Here is a 19,405-nt window from a genome sequence, read left to right as displayed (position 1 = left end):
TTCACCCAGCGTCCAGCACGCGCACGCGCCGTGCACCCGCGCCACACAGCCGGAGGGCCCGGCTCCCCCTGGGGGAACCGGGCCCTTCCGCGTAGTGCTCCGCGCCGCGTCTGCGCGGCTCGTACGGATCAGTCGAGGTAGTCGCGAAGCACCTGGGAACGCGACGGGTGACGCAGCTTCGACATCGTCTTCGACTCGATCTGGCGGATCCGCTCACGGGTCACGCCGTAGACCTTGCCGATCTCGTCCAGCGTCTTCGGCTGGCCGTCGGTGAGACCGAAGCGCATCGAGACGACGCCGGCCTCACGCTCGGAGAGCGTGTCGAGCACGGAGTGCAGCTGCTCCTGGAGGAGCGTGAAGCTCACCGCGTCGGCCGGAACGACCGCCTCGGAGTCCTCGATCAGGTCGCCGAACTCGCTGTCGCCGTCCTCACCCAGCGGGGTGTGGAGGGAGATCGGCTCACGGCCGTACTTCTGGACCTCGATGACCTTCTCAGGGGTCATGTCGAGTTCCTTGGCCAGCTCCTCCGGGGTGGGCTCACGGCCCAGGTCCTGGAGCATCTGACGCTGCACACGCGCGAGCTTGTTGATGACCTCGACCATGTGCACCGGGATACGGATGGTGCGGGCCTGGTCGGCCATGGCGCGGGTGATCGCCTGTCGGATCCACCAGGTGGCGTACGTGGAGAACTTGTAGCCCTTGGTGTAGTCGAACTTCTCGACGGCACGGATCAGACCCAGGTTGCCCTCCTGGATCAGGTCCAGGAAGAGCATGCCGCGGCCGGTGTAGCGCTTGGCCAGGGAGACCACCAGGCGGAGGTTGGCCTCCAGGAGGTGGTTCTTGGCCCGGCGGCCGTCCTCGGCGATGATCTCCAGCTCGCGCTTGAGCTTCGGCGCGAGCTTGTCCGAGTTCGCGAGCTTGTCCTCGGCGAACAGACCGGCCTCGATGCGCTTGGCGAGCTCGACCTCCTGCTCGGCGTTGAGGAGGGGGACCTTGCCGATCTGCTTCAGGTAGTCCTTGACCGGGTCGGCGGTGGCACCGGCGACGGCGACCTGCTGCGCCGGAGCGTCGTCCTCGTCCTCGTCGGACAGGACGAAGCCCTTGCTCTCGCCCTCGGTCTCTTCTTCCTCGCCCTTGCCGGGCGCGACGTCCTCGAGCAGCTCTTCGCCCTCGGCGAGGTCGTCGGCGTCCTTCTTGGACGTGGTCTTCTTGGCCGCCGTCTTCTTGGCGACGGTCTTCTTCGCCACCGCCTTCTTGGCGACGGTCTTCTTCGCAGCCGCCTTCTTGGCAGCGGATCCGGTCTCGTCGGCCGGGTCTGCGTCCTCGGCCGCGGAGGCCGCGGCAGCCGTGACGCTGCTCTTCGTCACGGTCGACCTGGCGGTGACGGTCTTGGTGGCGGTGCGCTTGGCCGGGCTCTTCGCTGCGACGCTCTTGCGGGCGCGCTTCGGCGACTCCGCTGCACTGACCATCAGCGTCACACCCTCTTCCTCGAGGATCTGATTGAGGCTGCGCAGAACATTCTTCCACTGGGTTGGCGGAATCTGGTCAGCCTCGAAGGCCCGACGCACGTCATCGCCGGCGATCTGCCCATCAGCCTTTCCCCGCTCGATGAGCGCCATCACAGACTCGGACTCGGCGATCTCCGGCGGGAGCGTACGGGATGTGCTGGCCGACACGAACAACCTCTCGGAACGATGGAAACGGCTTCCGGCCCCGCCCTGGATCGGGCTGGAGCCGACGACCGTCGACGGGGAATGTGCCGACGGCGCGGGCTGGACCGGGGAACTGGACAGCGCCTCCATCGGCTGCTGTATTCCTTCCTCGGCGGTCACCTCTTAAGTCATCGCACGGCTCGGAGGAGTGTTACGCCCAATCTTCGTGGCCCGAGTCACACCTCATGTGCGACGAAGCAACCCAGAGGGGTAGATAAGGGTACATTCGCGCCGCCGGAACCCTGGAGCCACCCGGGGAACCCAGCCCCGGGTGCCGCTCGGATCCGGCGGCGCGCGATGCCCGCGCCTCCGCGCTGCCGCTCACGGCCCGCGGGTCAGTGTTCGCGCGGGGCGGGAACGACGCGCTCCACCTCGGGGTGGACCGTCAGGAGCTGCCGCATGGCGGTCTCGGCGCCGTTCGCGTCCCCCGCGGCGAGCGCGTCCGCGATCCGGGCGTGGTGCCCGACACAGGTCTCGCTCGGTCGGTCGCAGCTCGTGACGGGGCCGCCGGACACCTGGAGCGCCGCGGCGACGATGCCGGAGAGGTGCTCCAGCATCCGGTTGCCGGCGAGCTGGATGAGGAGCGAGTGGAACTCGGTGTCGGCACGGGAGAACGTGATGCCGTCGCCCTGGGCGAACGCGTGCCCCATGATCTCGACCATGTCCGCGAGACGCTGCTGGACGTCCTCCCGACCGTGCCCCGCGGCGAGGCGGGCGGCCAGGGGCTCGATCGTCCAGCGCAGTTCGTGCAGCTCGCGCCGCTGGTCGTCGCGCTGCGGGCCGAAGGCGCGCCACTCGATGATGTCGGGATCGAGGAGGTTCCAGTCACTGACGGGCCTGACGCGGGTGCCGACGTTCGGGCGGGCGCTGACCAGCCCCTTGGCCTCCAGCACGCGCAGCGACTCGCGAACGACGGTGCGCGAGACCTCGAACCGCTGGCCGATCTCTTCGGGGACGAGCGGGCGGTCGGCGCCGAGATCACCCGAGACGATCATCTGGCCGAGCTGCTGGACGAGCTGCCCGTGCAGACCGCGGCCCCGGTTGCCGGTGCTCCGGCGACCGACGCGGCCCAGGTCGGTGTCCACTCCCTCCCAGGAGGACGGGCCCACGCGGCCGGCGGCGGGCGCCTCCGCGTAGGGGTAGCGGTCGAGATCGCCCGGGGCGCCGAGGCCTGAGTCGACGGAGCGGGCGGCGGTCATCATGGTGTGCGCAAGGGTACTCACGCATCATTTGTCGGCGTTGCTTCCGTGGCCCTTGAGGTCTTTGGTGAAAAGCACACGAAAGGGTGATCGGCACCCGCTACACAATTGACGATTAATCGGACATTCTTGGCAGTTTCAAGGAAGTTGGCGACGAACCGGAAGGATCTCGTCCACAAGTGATCACCAACGCGCCTTACGACGAAGGCCGGTGAACACATAGGCGCAGAGCAACCCGGTCAACGTCAGCGAAAGAGCCACTCCCGCGGGCTGCCCGATCACCCGCAGCCCCCCTGTCAGCCAACGGTCCACCGCCGGAGACCACTGCGGGCCGGCGAACTCGCGCAGCCGCGCGGGGAGTCCGGCGGCCGAACGCACGGACGGTCCGGTCAGCACCTTCTGCAGCAGCGGGACGAAGGCGACCGGCACCGCGAGGACCGCCGCCACCCCGGCCGCCGCGGCCCGGAAGACGCCGGCGCCGAGCACCCCGGCCCAGGCGCATCCGACGAGCAGGCCGAACCAACTCACGCAGAGCGAGGGCCAGTTCCGCGGCACGCTGATCAACTCGCCGCCGTACACGAACCGCAGGGCCTCCAGGTCGATCACGACCACGACCGCCCCGAGCAGCAGGGCGACGGCCGCGGCCACGGCCAGTTTCGCGAGCAGCAGGCCGGGCCTTCGCGGCACGGTTCCCCGGCCGGTGGTGAGCGCGGGATAGCGGTACTCCTCGCCGAAGGAGAAGGCCCCGAGGAGTCCCGCCCCGAGCGCCGCGGGCGGCAGCGGGGAGATCCCGGGCCAGCCCGCCAGCACGGCGGGCAGCGCGGCACGGCCGCCCCGCCCCAGCAGCAGCGCGAGGGTCACGGAACCGAGCAGGACGGCCGCCGCGACGAGCGGGGTGGACGGCACCCCCAGGAGCCGATGGATCTCGTACCGCAGCGGACGCAGGGGCGAGCGGGCCGGCCTCCGGACACCGCCGGTCCGCCCCGCAGAGGCCTCGCGCGCCCCGTCGGCGGACGGCACCCCTTCGCCAGTCGGCGGCGCGGTGCCGGGAGAGGCAGAGCCGGCCGGGCGCCGCCCCGGCGCCCCGCTCTCCGGAGTACGCGGCACGGGCCCGCTGTCGCCGGTCTCGGCGGCGAGCCGGTGGATCGGGACGCCGTGGCGGAACGCCGTGTCGCCGACGGCGGCGCAGTCGCTCCCGTAGACGGAAAGCCGGTTCCCGTTCTCGGCGACCACCTCGACCGGGCGGCGGGCGGCCCTCGCCTCCTGGGTCACGGCCGCGGCGAGCCTCGCGGCCTGCGGAGTGCGGACGGCGACCCGGGGACGCAGCCGGGTACGGGCGAACTCGGTGACGTCCTGGTCGGCGACGAGCCGACCGCCGTCGAGCGTGACGACCCGGTCCGCGTTGCGGGCCGCGTCCTTGGGGTCCTCCGTGGCGTAGAGCACGGTTCCCCCGTCGGCCGCGTGCGCGCGCAGGAGCTCGTACAGCCACGCGCTCTCGGGTACGGAGAGTCCGGCGCCCGGCTCGTCGAGGAGCAGGGTGTGGGGGGCGCCCAACAGAGCGGAGGCGACGCCGAGTCTGCGGTCGGCCCCGATCGGAAGGGTGCCGATCCGCCGGCGCTCCAGGCCGGCGAGGCCCACCGCCCTCGTCAGCTCCTCGGCCCGTGAGGCGGGAACCCCGGTGGCGGCGCAGAGCATCCGCAGCTGCCCCCGGAGGGTGCGGGAGGGATGCCCGGGGATGTCGCCGAGGAGCACGCCGACCTCGCGGGGAGGGTGGGCGATGCGGTGGAGCGGCCGGCCCCGGAAGTAGGTGATCCCACGGCCCGGTTCGAGTTCGAGCATGAGCCGGAGGGCGGTGGTCTTGCCGGAGCCCCGGGAGCCGAGGAGCGCGGTCACGGCGCCCGGTCGGGCCTCGAAGGTCAGATCGTCCACGGCGGGCGGGCGATCGCGGCGGGGAGTGCTGGTCAGTCCGATTGCCTGGAGCATCGCTTCTCTCGCGGTAGGTGACACCGCTCCGCGGCAGGGCGGCGCTATCGCAGCAAGATAACGCTACATTTCGGACTTTCAGCGCAGGGTCGGCGCCCTGGAGGCCGGATGCACCGGCCCGTCAGACCTCGGGGCGCAGCATCGGCGGGTTGAGGAGAGTGGCCCCACCTGCCCTGAAGAGCTGGGCAGGGCGCCCGCCCTGACGGGTCGTGGTCCCGCCGGCCGGGACGAGGAAGCCGGGCGTGCCGGTCACCTTCCGGTGGAAGTTGCGCGGGTCCAGGGTCACCCCCCAGACGGCTTCGTAGACGCGCCGCAGCTCTCCGACCGTGAACTCCGGCGGGCAGAAAGCCGTGGCGAGGGAGGAGTACTCGATCTTCGAGCGGGCCCGCTCCACCCCGTCGGCGAGGATCCGGGCGTGGTCGAAGGCGAGCGCCCCAGGCCCTCCGTCCTTCTCCTCGCCGTCGGTGTCATCGCCCGCTCCGGCGACCAGGCCGGCCCCGGACTCCTCCGCGGTCCCGGCGGTCGACGCGGTCCCGACGGTCGACGCGGTCCCGGCGGTCCCGGCGGGGCTCGTCGCCGCCCCGGCGATCGCGTCCTCGGCGAGCAGTTCCTCCACCGGGGCCCAGCGGGCGCTGTTCGCGTCGCCACCGGCCCTCGGCGCCGGAAGGTCCGGGGCCAGCGCGAGGTGCGCGACGCTGACCACCCGCATGCGCGGGTCCCGGTCGGGAGCGCCGTAGGTCGCCAGCTGCTCCAAGTGTGCGCCGTTGCTGGGTACGGGCGACGGGGCGGCCGGATCGTGGGCACAGAGCCCTGTCTCCTCGACCAGCTCGCGCGCCGCCGCGGCACCGAGGTCCTCCTCGGCGCGCACGAAGCCACCGGGCAGCGCCCAGCGCCCCTGGTACGGCGCTTCTCCCCGCCGTACGACCAAGGTGCAGAGCGCGTGTCTGCGCACGGTGAGCACGACCAGATCGACGGTGACGGCGAAGGGCGGGAAGGCCGACGGGTCGTAGGGAGGCATGCCGCGATCATAGTCGTCTTCCTGACGATAAACACGCCCCTCGGAAGGATCCGCGACGACTTCCCCTCGGCGCCGCGACGCTTCCCTCGTGATCGTGCCCGGCATCGCGTCACACCCCGAGCTGAAGGCCTTCCGCGGCCTCCTCGACCATGCCGAGACCGAGCCTGCCGACCCGCACGGCGAACGGCTCACCCGCGACCACGAGTCCCGAGAACCGGATCGCGCCGAGCGGTGCCGACCGCAGGGGGTGCGCCGACACGGAGCGGCCGGGGGCGTCGGGCCGGACGCCGGCGAGGGCGAGCAGTGCGTGCACGGCTCCGGCGGCGGCGACGGCCGCCGGTCGGCACGCGGCCGGGTGCGGTACCGGGCGTCCGCCGGCCGTGCGCTGTTCCCCCGCGTACATCTCGGGCAGCCGGTGGTCGAAGGCCGCCGCCGCGTCGAGCAGTCCGCGCAGCAGCGCCGAGGCCTCCTTCTCGTGCCCCGCGGCCGAGAGTCCGGCCACTGCGACCGCCGTCTCGTGCACGCGCACCGCGCCCGCCCGGTGGCCGAAGGGGTTGTGTCCCGGTTCCTTGGCGCCGAGGCCGCGCAGCCCCCAGCCGGAGTCGAGGGCCGGGGTCCCGAGCAGCCTCGCCACCTGTTCGGTCTCCGCCCTGTCCAGCAGGCCCTGTGCGTAGCGGCCCCCGCCCAGCAGTCCGGTGTCGAGCAGGTGCGCGGCCCAGCCGCCCAGGTGGGGCCAGGTCCGTCCGTCCTGTCCGCGAGCGACGGCGGGGCGGCCCCCCGCACGGTCGTCGAGCCAGAACTCCCGCCGGAAACGCTCGCGCAGTGTTCGGGCGGTGTCCCGCAGCGCGTCTCCCCCCGGCCGCCCGCAGGCGTCGAGCAGATCCGCTCCGAGCAGCGCCGCGCGGTGCGCGTGTGCCTGCGTCTCGGCCCGCCAGGGTCCGGCGGGCCCCGGGTCCGGCAGGAGGCCGTTCCCGTTCGCTCCGGCCGCCCGGCGGAGCCAGCCGAGGCTGCGTTCCGCCACGGGGAGCAGCTCCTCAAGGTCCGCCGTCGGCAGTCCCCAACGGCGGGCCTCGGCGAGCACGACCGGAAAGGCGAGGGTGGCCTCGATACCGGTGCAGCGGGGCGGGAGGTGCGGGCCCGCGTCCCTGAGGGGCCCCGGGATGCGTCCGGACTCGGTTCCGGCCCCGGAGAGTTGGGTACGGCCGAGGGCGCGCAGGGTGGTGACGGCGAGCCGGGTGCCGAGGGGAAGGACCATGCGGGCCGCCCAGAGTGCCTCGGCGGTGACCGGTCCGCAGCGCCAGGGGACGCCTGCCGCGAGGTGGACGTCGGCGGCGTGCGCCGGGTCTCTTCGGAGCAGGGCCCGGAGGTCCTCGACGGACGTACGGAGCAGTTCGCCCGGGCGCGGGTCGTCGCCTTCGGCGTGGGCGTCGGCGAGGAGATGGCCGCCGGGGCGGCCGTTGCCCGCGCTGGACGCGGCGGTGGGACGGGCGGTCGGGTCGTCGTGGACCCGGAGCCGGACCGTGAAGGTGCCTCCGGGCGCGAGTTCCGCCTCCCAGCGCAGTACTCCGGCCGCCGCGAGGGAGTCCATGGGCGGCGGGTCGGCCGTGACGGCGACGGACCGCCCGTCGCCGTTCCAGCGGAGTCCGGTGCCGTGGACGCTCGCGGTGAGTTCGGGTCCTGCCCGGCCGGACGCCACCGCGCCCAGGTCCGCGAGATCCGTGCCCAGAGCGAGTTCCACGGGGAGCCGGAGGGGGCGGGCGACGGCGCTGCGCAGGGTGATTCGTTCGCTTCCGTCGGCGCTCCGCGTGCGCTCGACGGTGAGGCCGGGATCGGGCCCGGAGTCTCCCGGGACACGGAGGGCACCGAGGAACACGGCGCGGTCGGCGGCCGCCATGCGACCCTGGAGGGGGACGGGCTCGCGCCCCGCCACCCGGAGGACACAGCGGGACAGGAGGCGCCGCCCCGCCGCGTACACGCCCTCGGGTCCCTCGCCGGTGAGCTGTCCGTGGTCGGCGCAGACGGCGAGTGCGGGCAGGGCCACGCAGAGGAGCGCGCCGTGAACCGAGGGGAGTTCCGCGGGGCGTGGGGCGCGCGGCGGCGCGACCGCGGTGCCGGCACCCGCCGCCCGCCCGGAGGAGGAACCGAGCGGATGTCCGGTGGGGCGGCCGGGGGCCGGGACGGGGCTGAGGGCCATGGTGGGTACGGGGTGCTCTCTGTGCGAACCGGGCGGCCGGCGATGTGTCGGCGGGACGGCTCTGACGACTCCGCCAGAGAGCTGAACGCGTCCGCGGGCGGCCGGGTCACGGTCGTCATCGGCCACTCCTGGTGCCGCGCTGTCCGCCGGGGCGCGGCGTCTTGCTCCCCGGCTTGGCGGCGGCGGGCCCGCCGGGCCGCACCCCGGCCGTCGGCCGGCCTACCCTTCCGCGGGCCTGGCGGCCGGGCTTCCGCAGGGTCTGCCGGGTGCTCTGCGGGCGGGCGGTGCGCATCCGGACCCGGCGGGACGCGGAGGTGGCTGCCTGTTCCGAGGCGGTCCGGCCGTCCCGCTCCGTCCTCAGGCAGGAGCGGAGCGACTCGGGGTCGAGTCCTTCGTTGCAGGCCTGGTGGAGCAGTCGGGCGAAGACGTACTCGGGGTCGGCGTCGAGGGCAAGACCGAGGGCTACCCGGGCGGTCGGCTCGTCGCCGGTGGACCAGGCCGTCCAGCCCGCGAGGGTGAGGGGTGCGGCGGCGTGCTCCTGGTAGGGGGTGACGCAGCGCCGGGCGAGGACGCGCCAGAGCCGGAGGGCCGCGGTGCCCTCCCATCCCTCCATCCACTCGGCGGCGCGGTCCCTGGTGACCCGGTCCTGGAGACCGAGGATCAGCGCGGCCGCCTCGTCGGTGTCGACCAGGGCGTCGTCGGCGGCGTCGCCGGCGGCCGTCCCCGCGGCGGTCCGTCCGGCGTCCGGCGGGCCCTGCGGGCTCGTCGGGCTCGGCCGCTCCGGGGCGGCGAACCGGCGGAGCACCTCTCGGGCGAGGCGCAGAGTCGTCTCCCGTACCTCCTCCCGCTCCCTGCCTTCGGCGTCTTCCAGGATCCGGGGGACGATCTGGGCCGCGGTCGCGTCGAGTGCGGCGCGCTGCCGCTCCTCGTCGGGGCCACCGGACGGCTTGAACCTGCCTTCCATGTCCCGCAGTGAGCCCCGTACCTGGACTCCCGCGTACGCCGCGGTCGCCGCCATGACCGACGTACCGCTGAGGGCGAGGGGGGTTCCGTCGGGCGGGCAGCAGCGTGCGTCGGGGCAGCAGTAGGAGAAGTAGAGCCCGTCTGAGATGCACAGCGCCTCGTAGACGGGGATGTCGAGGGCTCCGCAGGTGGTACGAAGCCGCTGGGCGAACGGCCGCAGCCGTTCCATGACCCTGCGGCCCGTCTCGCCCGCCTCGGGGTCCTGGCAGAGGAAGACGACGATGCCGTCCGGCCGGGTGCCGTTCCTGGCGCCTCCCTCGACGAGGCATTCGGCGAGGTGGTCGGCGGTGGAGGACCATTCGCCCGGCGAGCGGGGAATGCCGAGCCTGACCCGGCCTCCGAAGCGGCCGCGCTCGCCGTGGAGGGCGACCAGGACGACGGAGTCGGTGGGGTGGAAGCCCAGCATGAACGGGAGGGCGTCGGCCAGTTCCGCCGGGCCGCGCAGGGTGATCTGCTGAGTACGGGAGGGTCCGCTGGTTTCGTGGTGATTCGCGTTCATGGTCAAAACGGTCTCGTGATCTGCCCACATCCGAAACCCCTGTGGATAACCCCCCGGAGCGGGACATCTCCGGCCCGCCGAGTTGTCCACAGGTTCGGCGGCTCGCTCGCGCGCCGCGCCGCACAGGGCCGTAGAGTGCGGCGGTCCGTCCCCGCCCGGGGATCAGCGCCTCGATCCTCAGTCGGCTCGCTGCGCTCCTTCAGCTGCCGCGTCCCCTGAGGGGGCGGCGAGCTCACCTCCGCACGTGGTCCGCCCGAAGGCGCCGGTGGTGGTGGCCCGTTGGACGTGCTTGCCGCGGACCGCCAGGGTGCAGCTGGCCGTGCCGCCCTTCTCGCCGAGGGTGACGTTGACGATCGGGGAGGCCCCGAGCGGGACACTCACCGTCTTCCGCCACGGCAGGCCGACCTGTGTGGCGACGTCCGCCTTGTCGCCGCCGCCCCCCGGTAGGAGATGTCGGCGGCGCCCTCGCCGAGCACCTCGTAGGTCACGTCGTAGATCGCCACGGTGGTGGGCGTCGCCGTCGCGCTCGTGCCGGTGTTCCGGTCCCCGGTGCCGAGGACTCCGTAGGCGACGAACGCGCCGCACGCGAGCAGAAGAGCCGCGGCCACGACCACGCCGCTGCGGTCGGTGCGGCGATCCCGCACGGCCGCGAAATCCCCTGCGGTGTCCGGAATTTCGGGCTCATCCGGTTCCGTCGGCTGTTCGGTCGTCGACATGGCGGCACTGTCTGTCGCAGATGAATGGGCCTGGGTTATACCCCATTCGACAAGACGGAGACCAGGCGACGGCGAAGTCGGACAACGCATCCTCAACCGTCGCGCAACTGTCAGCGAAATGCCGAGGAGTACAACCCCTACCGCTACAACGCCAAGCGCTGGGACGTCGGTTCCGGCACGTACGACGTGGGCTTCCGCGACTACGACCCGGGGCTGAACCGCTTCCCCAGCCGCGACATGTACAACGGGGCCCTGGCCGACATGGGTCTGGGCAGCGACCCCTTCACGGGCAGCTGCTACGCCTTCACCGGCGGCAACCCGATCAGCAACGTCGAGATCGACGGTCACTGGTCCGCGCTCGCCATCCCCGTGGTCGCCGTGGCCTTCGTCGCCGCGGTCGTGGTGACGGTCGCCATCATCGCCGTCGCCGCCGCCGTCGAGTACGTCGTCAACGAGGTACGGGACCGGATCGACGAGGCTTCCCGGACACGGGACGACGCCGACGGCACCCCCGCACCCGCGCCCTCCCCGCGGCCCGTCCCGCGCCCCCAGCCGGATCCCAACAGCGACGACAACCGGTCCGGTTGCGGCGACGGCTGGATCAAGTACGGCGACCGGGACGCGGCCAACGGCAACCGGGCGACGGCAGCGGAGGCGTGCCTGACGAAGGACTACCTGAGCAAGAACAAGGGCACCGCCGTGGGTTCGAACCCGCCGGGATACGAGTGGGCGCAGGACTTCGCCGACAGCAAGGGCCTGGACAAGCAGAGGAACGTCAACGCCTGTCACCTCATCGGCAACAAGCTGGCGGGCAAGGGCGTCCTGGCGAACCTCTCCCCGTGCGCCCGCGGCGCCAACGCCAAGCAGATCGCTCCACGCAGGGCGAAGAGCACATGAGGACGTACGAGAGCATGGTCTACACGGCCGTGATGGCCGGCCAGGACGTCATGTACACCGTGTCGCCGCGCTACGAGGGCAGCAGGACGGTGCCGACCGGGTACGACATGTCGGCGTACGGCATCAACTCCGACGGCTCGGTCGGGATCGACTTCGACGTGTTCATACCGAACGAACTGAGCACCGGAGACAATCTCGGCACACAGAGCAGCGGCGGTGTGCCGGCGCCCACGGGGAGCACCCCATGACGCGGGCCGACGGACACCCCCGAAGGGGGAGACGGAGCGAGGTGCCGATGAGTGAGCCGACCGGCCTGGACGCCCTGCGACGGCTCATGCCGCCGCCGAAGGACGGGGGCACGACGGTCGAGTGGACCGCCCTCGCCGCGACGTGGGGCAAGCCGTTCCCGCCCGACTACCGGCGCTACATGGAGGTCTACGGCGCCGGCGCGCTGCAGAACTACCTGTCGATCGGCAGTCCGGAGCCCAAGGTGCCGCTGGATCAGGCACCGCGGGACGGCATGGTGATCGAGTCTGCGAATGCCGAGGCCGACTGGGAGACGGAGGAGAAGACACCCGAGCTGGAGGGGACTTCTCCGGTCCTGATCACCTGGGGCGTCTCCGCCACCGCCGACATGCTGTGCTGGGACGCGTCGGACGACGATCCCGCCAAGTGGCCGGTCGTCGTCTACCAGCGCAACGGCTCGCTGTGGAGCCGCTACGACTGCGGGATGGTGGAGTTCCTCGTCCGGAACTTCCGCGCCGAATGGCCGGAGAACCCGCTCGGCGGCGCATTCCTCTGGGGCGTGAGCGAGGTGACGTTCCAGCCACGGGGCTGACGTCCCGGTAGTCCGCGGCGCGCCCGGCCGGGTCTCCCCGGCCGGGCGTGCCGCATGCGCGGCCGTGCTTCCGGCGGTCCGCCGGGGCGCGCCGTCGCGATCGGGTCGCTCAGCCCGCCGCCGCGAGCACCAGCGGAAGAACGGGGCCGCTGCCTGCCCTGCGGAGCAGACGGGCAGCGACCGCGAGGGTCCAGCCGGAGTCGGTGCAGTCGTCCACGAGCAGCACCGGGCCTGAGGACTCGGCCAGGGCCGCGGCCAGCTCCTCCGAGACGGTGAAGGCACCGGACAGTGCTCTGAGGCGTTGTGCGGAGTTGCTGCGACGTGCCGCGTGAGCCCCGTCCGGCCCGGTGTAGGTCAGGGTGCCCAGGTACGGCAGACGTCCGATGCTCGCGATCCCCTGGGCGAGGGTGCCGACCAGCTGCGGGCGGGCCAGGGAGGGTACGGCGACGATCCCGACCGGGCGGGCGGAGGCGTCCGCGCTGTCCCGCGCCCAGCCACCCGGTGAGCGGGCCCAGTCCGCGAGGACGGCCACCGCGGCCTTCAGCACGTCGTCGGGGACCGGCCCGTCGGGCGCGGTGTCGGCGAGGAGGGGGCGCAGCCGGTTGCCCCAGCCGATGTCCGAGAGCCGCCCCAGCGCACGCCCGGTGGAGCACTGCTCGCCGGCCGGGATACGCCCCTTGAGGTCGATGCCCAGGGCGGGCATCCCCGTCGGCCACATGCGGCGCGGCTCGACCTCCACACCGGGGCGGTCCAGTTCCTTCGCCGCCCCCGTCAGCGTCTCCGCCGACACGGAGGTGTCGGCCCAGGCGCCCGCGCAGTTGTCGCAGCGACCGCAGGGGGTCGCGCCCTCGTCGTCCAACTGCTGCCGCAGGAACTCCATCCGGCACCGGGTCGTGCTCACGTAGTCGCGCATGGCCTGCTGCTCGGCGGCCCGCTGCCGGGCCACCCAGGCGTAGCGCTCGGAGTCGTACGCCCACGGCGCGCCGGTCGACGTCCAGCCGCCCTTGACCCTCTTCACCGCCCCGTCCACGTCGAGGACCTTGAGCATGGTCTCCAGCCGGGTGCGGCGGAGATCCACCGCGGCCTCCAGGGCGGGCACGGACAGCGGCCGCCCCGCGTCGGCGAGGGCGGTGAGGGTCTGACGGACCTGTGCCTCGGGCGGGAAGGCGGTGTCGGCGAAGTACCGCCAGATGGCCTCGTCCTCCTTCCCGGGCAGCAGCAGGACATCGGCGTGCTCGACGCCGCGACCGGCGCGCCCCACCTGCTGGTAGTACGCGATCGGCGAGGACGGGGAGCCGAGATGGATCACGAAGCCGAGGTCCGGCTTGTCGAATCCCATGCCCAGCGCGGAGGTCGCGACCAGTGCCTTGACCCGGTTCTGCTGGAGGTCGACCTCGGCCTGCAGCCGGTCGGCGTTCTCCGTACGGCCCGTGTACGAGGCCACGTCGAAGCCGCGCTGCCGCAGGAAGGCGGTGGCCTCCTCGGCCGCGGCGACGGTCAGGGCGTAGATGATCCCGGAGCCCTGCAGCTCGTCGAGGTGCTCGGCGAGCCAGGCCAGGCGGTGTGCCGCGTCGGGCAGCCGGACCACGCCCAGCCTGAGGCTCTCCCGCTCCAGGGAGCCGCGCAGCACCAGGGCCTCGCCCGCGCCGGTGCCGAGCTGTTCGGCCACGTCCGCGGTGACGCGCGCGTTGGCGGTCGCGGTGGTGGCGAGGACGGGTACGCCGGGTGCGAGCTCGGCGAGCATGGCCCGCAGGCGGCGGTAGTCGGGGCGGAAGTCGTGTCCCCAGTCGGAGATGCAGTGCGCCTCGTCCACGACGAGGAGACCGGTCGTGACCGCGAGCTTGGGAAGCACCTGCTCGCGGAAGTCCACCGAGTTGAGGCGCTCCGGACTGACGAGGAGGACGTCGGTCTCGCCCCGCTCGACCTCCTCGTAGATCGTGTCCCACTCCTCGGGGTTGGCCGAGTTGATGGTGCGCGCCCGGATGCCGGCCCGCTCCGCCGCCTCGACCTGGTTGCGCATCAGCGCGAGGAGCGGCGAGATGATCACCGTCGGGCCGGAGCCACGACGGCGCAGCAGTGCGGTGGCGACGAAGTAGACCGCCGACTTGCCCCAGCCGGTACGCTGCACCACCAGCGCACGGCGTCGCTCCTCCACCAGGGCGGCCACCGCCTGCCACTGGTCCTCCCGCAGCCGCGCCGAGCCCGCCGGGGCGCCGACGAGTTCAGCGAGGATGGCATCGGCTTCCGCACGGAGCTCCAGGTTGTCCATACCCCCATGCAACCCGATGGCACTGACAATCGGCGAATCCACCGCCGTGACACCGTCCTCGCCGTGGGCGGTCGCCGCGCGCCGCCCCCGCGGTCGGAGTGGAAGGGACGTTTCCGCTGGTGCTCCCCGTCCGGAGGTGAAACAGGAGGGGAAACGGGGAGTGAACAATGGGCAACTGGGCAGGGATATGAGTGGCATACCAACGCATTCCCGTCAGCGGTCCCAATTGCTCGTTGCCGCCCGCGCACGGGCCCGCAAGAATTGGGAAACCGCCCCGCACGGCCCGTCAGCGGTCCGGAAGGACTGTGCTGTGGTGCGCCCTCGCCCGACCTTGCCCGCCTCGCGGGCGCGTATCCGAAGGGAGGACCGTGACCCTCGGATTCGCTCCGTCCACAGCCGCCTCGCTCAGATCGTCGTCCGTGTCCGCCAGCCGCCTCGCCCGGATACTCGAACCGGCCGAGTGGTCCGCGGCGGGGGTCCCGCTGCTGCGCAATCCGCGTGAGGTCGTCAGCGGGCTGCACTCGCGTCATACGCCCACGCCCGAGACGGCGGTTCTGGCGGTCCTGGACCACGAGGACCGCCTCGCCGCCAGCGCATCGTTCGTGCGGCGGCCCGTTCCGGCGGACGGCTGGGAGTTCCGCAACGCGCTGCTCGCGCATCTGCGGCGGGTCATTCCGCACGACCTGCGGAGGCGTACGCCGGTGCGTACCGCCGTCCTGCTGTACTGCCGTGAGGGCGACGAGCGCTGGACGGAGGAGGACGGTGCGTGGATGTGGGGCCTGCGGGACGCCTGCACCCTGCACGGTCTCCGCTGCGGTGCCTACATCACGCTGACCCGTGGGGGCTGGCAGGTGCTCGGCGAGGGCCGGGGCGGGCGGCGCCCCAGCTCCGACTCGCTCCCGCTGCCGCTCGGCGACGGGCCGGCCGAGCTCGGCCGTCTGACGCCGAGACCCGAGAGCGGCTCGGCGGAACCGCTGCGCCGGGCCGCCGCGCGCTGATCGCGCGGACGTCACCGGGCCTCCGCCGAGCCGGGTTCGGTCCGGCGGAGGGACGGCAGGCGGGCGCGGTCGGTCAGACGCCGGCGCCCGCTCCGAGGAGCGTGGTGACGCGCTGCTGGTCGCCGCAGACGATGAGCAGCGCGCCGGCGCGGGCCATCGCCGACGGCAGGGCCTCGGCGGTCGTCTCGTCGTCTCCGCCGTTGACGGCCACGATCACCACGGGTCGGGGGGCAGCCCGCTCGACGGAGGCGGCGCGCGCGAAGAACACGTCGTCCCCGGCGTCCTGCTGCGCCCAGTAGGACGCCTCGCCGAAGGACAGCTCGTGCGTGGTCCACGGGTGCGGGTCGCCGGTGGTGAGGACGAGGATCTCGCCGGGCGCCCGGCCGCTCTCCAGGAGCATGTCCAGGGCCTCTTCGGCGGCGTCGAGCGCGCCGTCGACGGGGGCCGGGATCAGCTGGAGCTGCGGCGTGGACCGCTGGTCGGAACGATTCTCCGGGGTGTTCGCCGGAGTCGGGGTGGTCGCCGGGGTCGGGCCGGCGACGGGGGCCGGGCGCGGGGCCGGCGGCGCGGGCCTGGGACCGGGGACGGGGCGTCCGGGCCGCGGAGTGGCCGCGGATCGCGGGCCGGGTACGGGACGGGGGGTCGACGCGGGGCGGCCGGTGGCCGCGGTGGCGCGGGGACCCTGGGCGCTCTCGTGAATCTGAGGCTCCTCGGGGATGAGAGGCATGAGTGGATGTCTATCAAACGCCGCTGCGGGAAGCACCGGCGGGTGGGCACGCATGTGCACCCCGGTCGTACTGGAGGCCCTGCGACAGGGACCCGCGACCGGAAGATCAGAAGTCGAAGCCGAGTTGGCCCCCGCTTTCCAGCGCGACCGCCTCGGCGGAGAGGCGGACCTTTTTGAGGTGGCGCCACCTGGGCATGGCGTCCATGTACGACCAGGAGAGACGGTGGTGAGGGGTGGGCCCCAGCTCTTCGAGCGCCGCTTTGTGGACCGGCGAAGGGTAGCCCGCGTTGGCTCCGAAGGCGTACGCCGCGTACTCCTCCGACCCGGCGGCCAGCTCGGCCATGACGGCGTCCCGCCGGACCTTGGCGATCACGGAGGCGGCGGCCACGGCGATGCAGGACTGGTCGCCCTTGATCACCGTACGGACCTGCCAGGGGGTGCCGAGGTAGTCGTGCTTGCCGTCGAGGATCACCGCGTCGGGCCGTACGGGCAGCCCTTCGAGGGCCCGGACCGCAGCCAGCCGCAGGGCAGCGGTCATGCCGAGCTCGTCGATCTCCTGCGGGGTGGCGTCGCCGAGCGCGTACGCCGTGACCCAGCGTTCCAGTTCCACGGCGAGCGCGGTACGGCGCTTGAGGGTGAGCAGCTTGGAGTCGGTGAGCCCTTCGGGCGCCCGGCGCAGACCGGTGACGGCCGCGCACACTGTGACGGGGCCGGCCCAGGCGCCGCGTCCGACCTCGTCCACTCCGGCGACGATCCTGGCGCCGGTGGTGGCTCGGAGCGACCGCTCGACGGTGTGGGTGGGTGGTTCGTAGGGCATGGCGCCTGACAGGTTACGCCGCTCGGTGCCGCACGCGGTACCCGGATTCCCTCCGGGGGCCCGAGGGGCGTGCGCGCCGGGGCGCGAGGCCCCGGCGGGCTGCCCCTCGGAGGCGCCCCGTCCGGGTCACACCCGTAGCAGCGGCAGCATGATCCGGTCGATCAGATCGGCGATCTCGGTGTCCGGCCATTCGCTTGCGCACACTTTGGAGCGGTACATCAGCATGGCCGGGATGACGTCGAGAACCAGGTCGTCGTTCGCGTCCGCTCGCACCTCTCCCCTTGCGATTCCGCGCCTCAGCACCTCACTGAAGAGTCGGGCCGAGGGCTCGACGACCCCCGCGACAATCAGGTGATGGAACCTCTCGGCGGACTCCGCATCGCATTCGTGAAGCACGGCGCGCAGTGCGAAGCCGGGCTTGGAGTACATGACGTCCCGGACCCGGCGGCACAGCTCGTACAGGTCCTCGCGCACCTTTCCGAGGTCCGGCGCCTCGTCGAGCGCCGGCAGCCCGGCCTGAAGCGCGTCGGCGACGAGGTCTTCCTTCGACGGCCAGCGCCGGTACACCGCGGCTTTACCCGTCTGCGCGCCGACGGCGACACCCTCCATCGTCAGACCGTTCCAGCCGACACTGCCCAGCTGTTCGAGCGTGGCCTCCAGGATGGCCTTCTCGAGCACGGGACCGCGGCGGCGCAGGGACACCCCTTCCGGCCGGGCGGCGGCCGTGGAGCGTGAACTAACCATCAGGATCTCTCCGTTGAGGCGAAGTCCGTCGTCGGCGGCGCCCAGTGAACGGTTGCGGTCACTGAGGGGGACTCACTACCGTGATGGACAGTGAACGGGTGCGTTCACTAATTCTTCCGTGGGGGATCCATAGTGACAACTTCTCCGGTGGACACACAGGCCAAGGACGGACCCGCTCGCGCCGGAGGTCGGCCGGGTATCGCCTTGACCGTCATCGCCGCCTGCCAGCTGATGGTCGTCCTCGACGCCACCATCGTGAACATCGCGCTGCCGCACATTCAGGACGCGCTCTCCTTCTCGACCACCGACCTGTCGTGGGTGCTCAGCGCCTACACGCTCACCTTCGGCGGACTGCTGCTCCTCGGCGGACGGGCCGGGGACATCCTGGGGCGCCGCCGGGTGTTCATGGCCGGCATCCTGCTCTTCACCTTCGCCTCGCTGCTCGGAGGCTTCGCCCAGGAGCCCTGGCATCTGCTCGCCGCACGGGCCCTGCAGGGCGTGGGCGGCGCCATCGCCTCGCCCACCTCGCTCGCCCTGATCACCACGACGTTCCCTGAAGGTCCCGAGCGCAACCGGGCGTTCGGCGTGTTCGCCGCCGTCTCCGCCGGTGGCGGCGCGATCGGTCTGCTCGCCGGCGGCATGCTCACGGAGTGGCTGGACTGGCGGTGGGTCCTCTTCGTCAACGTGCCGATCGGCCTGCTGATCGCCTTCCTCGCCCCGCGCTACATCGGCGAGTCCGAGCGTCACCCCGGCCGGTTCGACATCGCGGGCGCCACGACCTCGACACTCGGCATGGCCGCGCTGGTCTACGGGTTCATCCGAGCCTCGGAGAAGGGCTGGAAGGACGAGCTGACCATCGGCTCCTTCGTCTCCGCGGTGATCCTGCTCGTGGCCTTCGCGGTCGTGGAGTCGCGCGCCAAGGAGCCGATCACCCCGCTCCGGATGTTCGCGGACCGCAACCGGTCGGGCACGTACGTCATCATGCTCAGCCTGGCAGCCGCCATGTTCGGCATGTTCTTCTTCATCGTGCTGTGGGTCCAGGGCGTCCTCGGATACAGCCCGATCCGGTCCGGTCTCGCCTTCCTGCCGGTGACGGTGGCGATCGTGACCGGCGCGGGGCTCGCCCAGCGGCTGCTGCCGACACTCGGGCCCAAACCGTTCATGGTGAGCGGTTCGGCGATCACCGGTGCCGGTCTCTTCTGGCTGACGTTCATCAGCCCGGACAGCAGTTACGCGAGCGGGGTCCTCGGCCCGATGGTCCTGTTCGGCTTCGGCATGGGCCTCAACTTCGTGACGCTCACGCTCACGGCCGTCTCCGGGGTGGCCCAGCACGAGGCGGGCGCCGCATCGGGCCTGCTCAACGCGACCCAGCAGGTCGGCGGTTCGCTCGGCCTGTCCATCCTGGTCACGGTCTTCGGCACCGCCAGCCGCGAGGAGGCCGAGAAGCAGATGCCCGGCTTCCTCAAGGCCGCCACGCCCGAGCAGCAGGCCGAGGCCCTGAAGACGAAGGAACTGCCCGCGCCCTGGGGCCACGAGGTGCTGACCTCGGGCATCGCCTCGGCGTTCACGGCGGCCGTCGCGATGGTGCTGATCGCGCTGCTCACCGCGGTCCTCGTGATCCGGGTCCGCAAGAGCGACCTGGAGGCGCTCAGCGGCCGCGCGGAGGCCGCGGGGCCGGTGGCCTGAGAACACCGCGATGCCCCCTGGGCCCCGCGCAGGGGCTCAGGGGGCATCGTGCCGCTTCAGGCGCGTCGGACTCGGGTCAGCGCAG

At 72.5% G+C, this 19,405-nt stretch carries 16 protein-coding genes and 1 pseudogene; 5 read left to right on the top strand and 12 right to left on the bottom strand.

What is annotated here, in order from left to right; all coding sequences use genetic code 11:
* Nucleotides 1-128: 128 nt before the first annotated feature.
* The 8 genes from IO20_RS0110560 to IO20_RS41265 form a co-directional block, all read right to left on the bottom strand.
* Nucleotides 129-1,676, bottom strand: coding sequence for an RNA polymerase sigma factor (locus IO20_RS0110560; protein WP_030548239.1), 1,548 nt, complete (start codon nt 1,674-1,676; stop codon nt 129-131).
* 371 nt (nt 1,677-2,047) lie between these two features.
* Nucleotides 2,048-2,935 carry a FadR/GntR family transcriptional regulator gene (locus tag IO20_RS0110550; RefSeq protein ID WP_063761383.1) on the bottom strand — a complete coding sequence of 296 codons (888 nt, stop codon included), beginning with the start codon at nt 2,933-2,935 and terminating at the stop codon, nt 2,048-2,050.
* Between the two features lie 159 nt (nt 2,936-3,094).
* Nucleotides 3,095-4,894: an ABC transporter ATP-binding protein gene (locus IO20_RS0110545; protein WP_030548235.1), complete on the bottom strand. Its 1,800-nt coding sequence runs from the start codon at nt 4,892-4,894 to the stop codon at nt 3,095-3,097.
* Nucleotides 4,895-5,015: 121 nt separating this feature from the next.
* Nucleotides 5,016-5,912 carry an NUDIX hydrolase gene (locus tag IO20_RS0110540; RefSeq protein WP_030548233.1) on the bottom strand — a complete coding sequence of 299 codons (897 nt, stop codon included), beginning with the start codon at nt 5,910-5,912 and terminating at the stop codon, nt 5,016-5,018.
* A 109-nt stretch (nt 5,913-6,021) separates the two neighbouring features.
* Nucleotides 6,022-8,106 (bottom strand): amylo-alpha-1,6-glucosidase, encoded by a 2,085-nt coding sequence (locus IO20_RS0110535; protein WP_030548231.1) that lies wholly within the window; start codon nt 8,104-8,106, stop codon nt 6,022-6,024.
* A gap of 115 nt (nt 8,107-8,221) precedes the next feature.
* The gene (locus IO20_RS0110530; protein ID WP_030548229.1) at nt 8,222-9,628 is read right to left on the bottom strand and encodes a DUF4192 domain-containing protein; all 1,407 of its coding nucleotides are present in this window, start codon (nt 9,626-9,628) and stop codon (nt 8,222-8,224) included.
* A gap of 177 nt (nt 9,629-9,805) precedes the next feature.
* Nucleotides 9,806-10,009 (bottom strand): hypothetical protein, encoded by a 204-nt coding sequence (locus tag IO20_RS41270; RefSeq protein ID WP_245684916.1) that lies wholly within the window; start codon nt 10,007-10,009, stop codon nt 9,806-9,808.
* The gene (locus IO20_RS41265; protein ID WP_245684915.1) at nt 10,006-10,344 is read right to left on the bottom strand and encodes a hypothetical protein; all 339 of its coding nucleotides are present in this window, start codon (nt 10,342-10,344) and stop codon (nt 10,006-10,008) included. Before IO20_RS41265 ends, IO20_RS41270 begins: the two co-directional genes overlap by 4 nt.
* A gap of 123 nt (nt 10,345-10,467) precedes the next feature.
* On the opposite strand from IO20_RS41265, the pseudogene IO20_RS42315 reads away from it, so the two are divergent.
* The 3 genes and pseudogenes from IO20_RS42315 to IO20_RS37510 form a co-directional block, all read left to right on the top strand.
* Nucleotides 10,468-10,698: pseudogene (locus IO20_RS42315) on the top strand (RHS repeat-associated core domain-containing protein); the annotation flags it as partial.
* 539 nt (nt 10,699-11,237) lie between these two features.
* Nucleotides 11,238-11,489, top strand: coding sequence for a hypothetical protein (locus tag IO20_RS0110515; RefSeq protein ID WP_030548225.1), 252 nt, complete (start codon nt 11,238-11,240; stop codon nt 11,487-11,489).
* A 47-nt stretch (nt 11,490-11,536) separates the two neighbouring features.
* Nucleotides 11,537-12,079, top strand: coding sequence for an SMI1/KNR4 family protein (locus tag IO20_RS37510; protein WP_030548223.1), 543 nt, complete (start codon nt 11,537-11,539; stop codon nt 12,077-12,079).
* Nucleotides 12,080-12,188: 109 nt separating this feature from the next.
* Here IO20_RS37510 and IO20_RS0110505 read toward each other — a convergent pair whose 3' ends face one another.
* Entirely contained in the window at nt 12,189-14,348 is a 2,160-nt protein-coding gene (locus tag IO20_RS0110505) for a RecQ family ATP-dependent DNA helicase (RefSeq protein ID WP_030548221.1), read from the bottom strand.
* Between the two features lie 368 nt (nt 14,349-14,716).
* Here IO20_RS0110505 and IO20_RS0110495 point away from each other — a divergent pair, with 368 nt between their 5' ends.
* A complete protein-coding gene (locus IO20_RS0110495; RefSeq protein ID WP_030548219.1) occupies nt 14,717-15,346 on the top strand; it encodes a hypothetical protein in 630 nt (209 codons plus the stop codon).
* Between the two features lie 73 nt (nt 15,347-15,419).
* On the opposite strand, the gene IO20_RS0110490 is transcribed toward IO20_RS0110495, so the two are convergent.
* The 3 genes from IO20_RS0110490 to IO20_RS0110480 all read right to left on the bottom strand — a co-directional run bounded on the left by IO20_RS0110490 (nt 15,420) and on the right by IO20_RS0110480 (nt 17,634).
* Complete coding sequence (locus IO20_RS0110490; RefSeq protein ID WP_030548217.1) at nt 15,420-16,073, bottom strand: hypothetical protein; 654 nt, start codon at nt 16,071-16,073, stop codon at nt 15,420-15,422.
* A gap of 106 nt (nt 16,074-16,179) precedes the next feature.
* A complete protein-coding gene (locus tag IO20_RS0110485) occupies nt 16,180-16,890 on the bottom strand; it encodes a ribonuclease HII (RefSeq protein ID WP_030548215.1) in 711 nt (236 codons plus the stop codon).
* Nucleotides 16,891-17,016: 126 nt separating this feature from the next.
* Nucleotides 17,017-17,634: a TetR/AcrR family transcriptional regulator gene (locus tag IO20_RS0110480; protein ID WP_030548213.1), complete on the bottom strand. Its 618-nt coding sequence runs from the start codon at nt 17,632-17,634 to the stop codon at nt 17,017-17,019.
* Between the two features lie 132 nt (nt 17,635-17,766).
* Here IO20_RS0110480 and IO20_RS0110475 point away from each other — a divergent pair, with 132 nt between their 5' ends.
* Nucleotides 17,767-19,320 (top strand): MFS transporter, encoded by a 1,554-nt coding sequence (locus tag IO20_RS0110475; protein WP_030548205.1) that lies wholly within the window; start codon nt 17,767-17,769, stop codon nt 19,318-19,320.
* Nucleotides 19,321-19,405 lie beyond the last annotated feature (85 nt).

The sequence above is a fragment of the Streptomyces exfoliatus genome (assembly GCF_000725545.1).
Lineage (GTDB): Bacteria > Actinomycetota > Actinomycetes > Streptomycetales > Streptomycetaceae > Streptomyces > Streptomyces exfoliatus.
Note: the sequence above shows the minus strand (reverse complement) of the source record. Positions and strands in the feature narration are given on the sequence as shown.

Coding starts and splice junctions, on each gene's coding strand:
- IO20_RS0110535 (WP_030548231.1), bottom strand. CDS start 8,106: ATGGCCCTCAGCCCCGTCCCGGCCCCCGGCCGCCCCACCGGACATCCG.
- IO20_RS0110545 (WP_030548235.1), bottom strand. CDS start 4,894: ATGCTCCAGGCAATCGGACTGACCAGCACTCCCCGCCGCGATCGCCCG.
- IO20_RS0110490 (WP_030548217.1), bottom strand. CDS start 16,073: ATGCCTCTCATCCCCGAGGAGCCTCAGATTCACGAGAGCGCCCAGGGT.
- IO20_RS0110485 (WP_030548215.1), bottom strand. CDS start 16,890: ATGCCCTACGAACCACCCACCCACACCGTCGAGCGGTCGCTCCGAGCC.
- IO20_RS0110540 (WP_030548233.1), bottom strand. CDS start 5,912: ATGCCTCCCTACGACCCGTCGGCCTTCCCGCCCTTCGCCGTCACCGTC.
- IO20_RS37510 (WP_030548223.1), top strand. CDS start 11,537: ATGAGTGAGCCGACCGGCCTGGACGCCCTGCGACGGCTCATGCCGCCG.
- IO20_RS0110530 (WP_030548229.1), bottom strand. CDS start 9,628: ATGAACGCGAATCACCACGAAACCAGCGGACCCTCCCGTACTCAGCAG.
- IO20_RS41265 (WP_245684915.1), bottom strand. CDS start 10,344: ATGTCGACGACCGAACAGCCGACGGAACCGGATGAGCCCGAAATTCCG.
- IO20_RS0110515 (WP_030548225.1), top strand. CDS start 11,238: ATGAGGACGTACGAGAGCATGGTCTACACGGCCGTGATGGCCGGCCAG.
- IO20_RS0110505 (WP_030548221.1), bottom strand. CDS start 14,348: ATGGACAACCTGGAGCTCCGTGCGGAAGCCGATGCCATCCTCGCTGAA.
- IO20_RS0110480 (WP_030548213.1), bottom strand. CDS start 17,634: ATGGTTAGTTCACGCTCCACGGCCGCCGCCCGGCCGGAAGGGGTGTCC.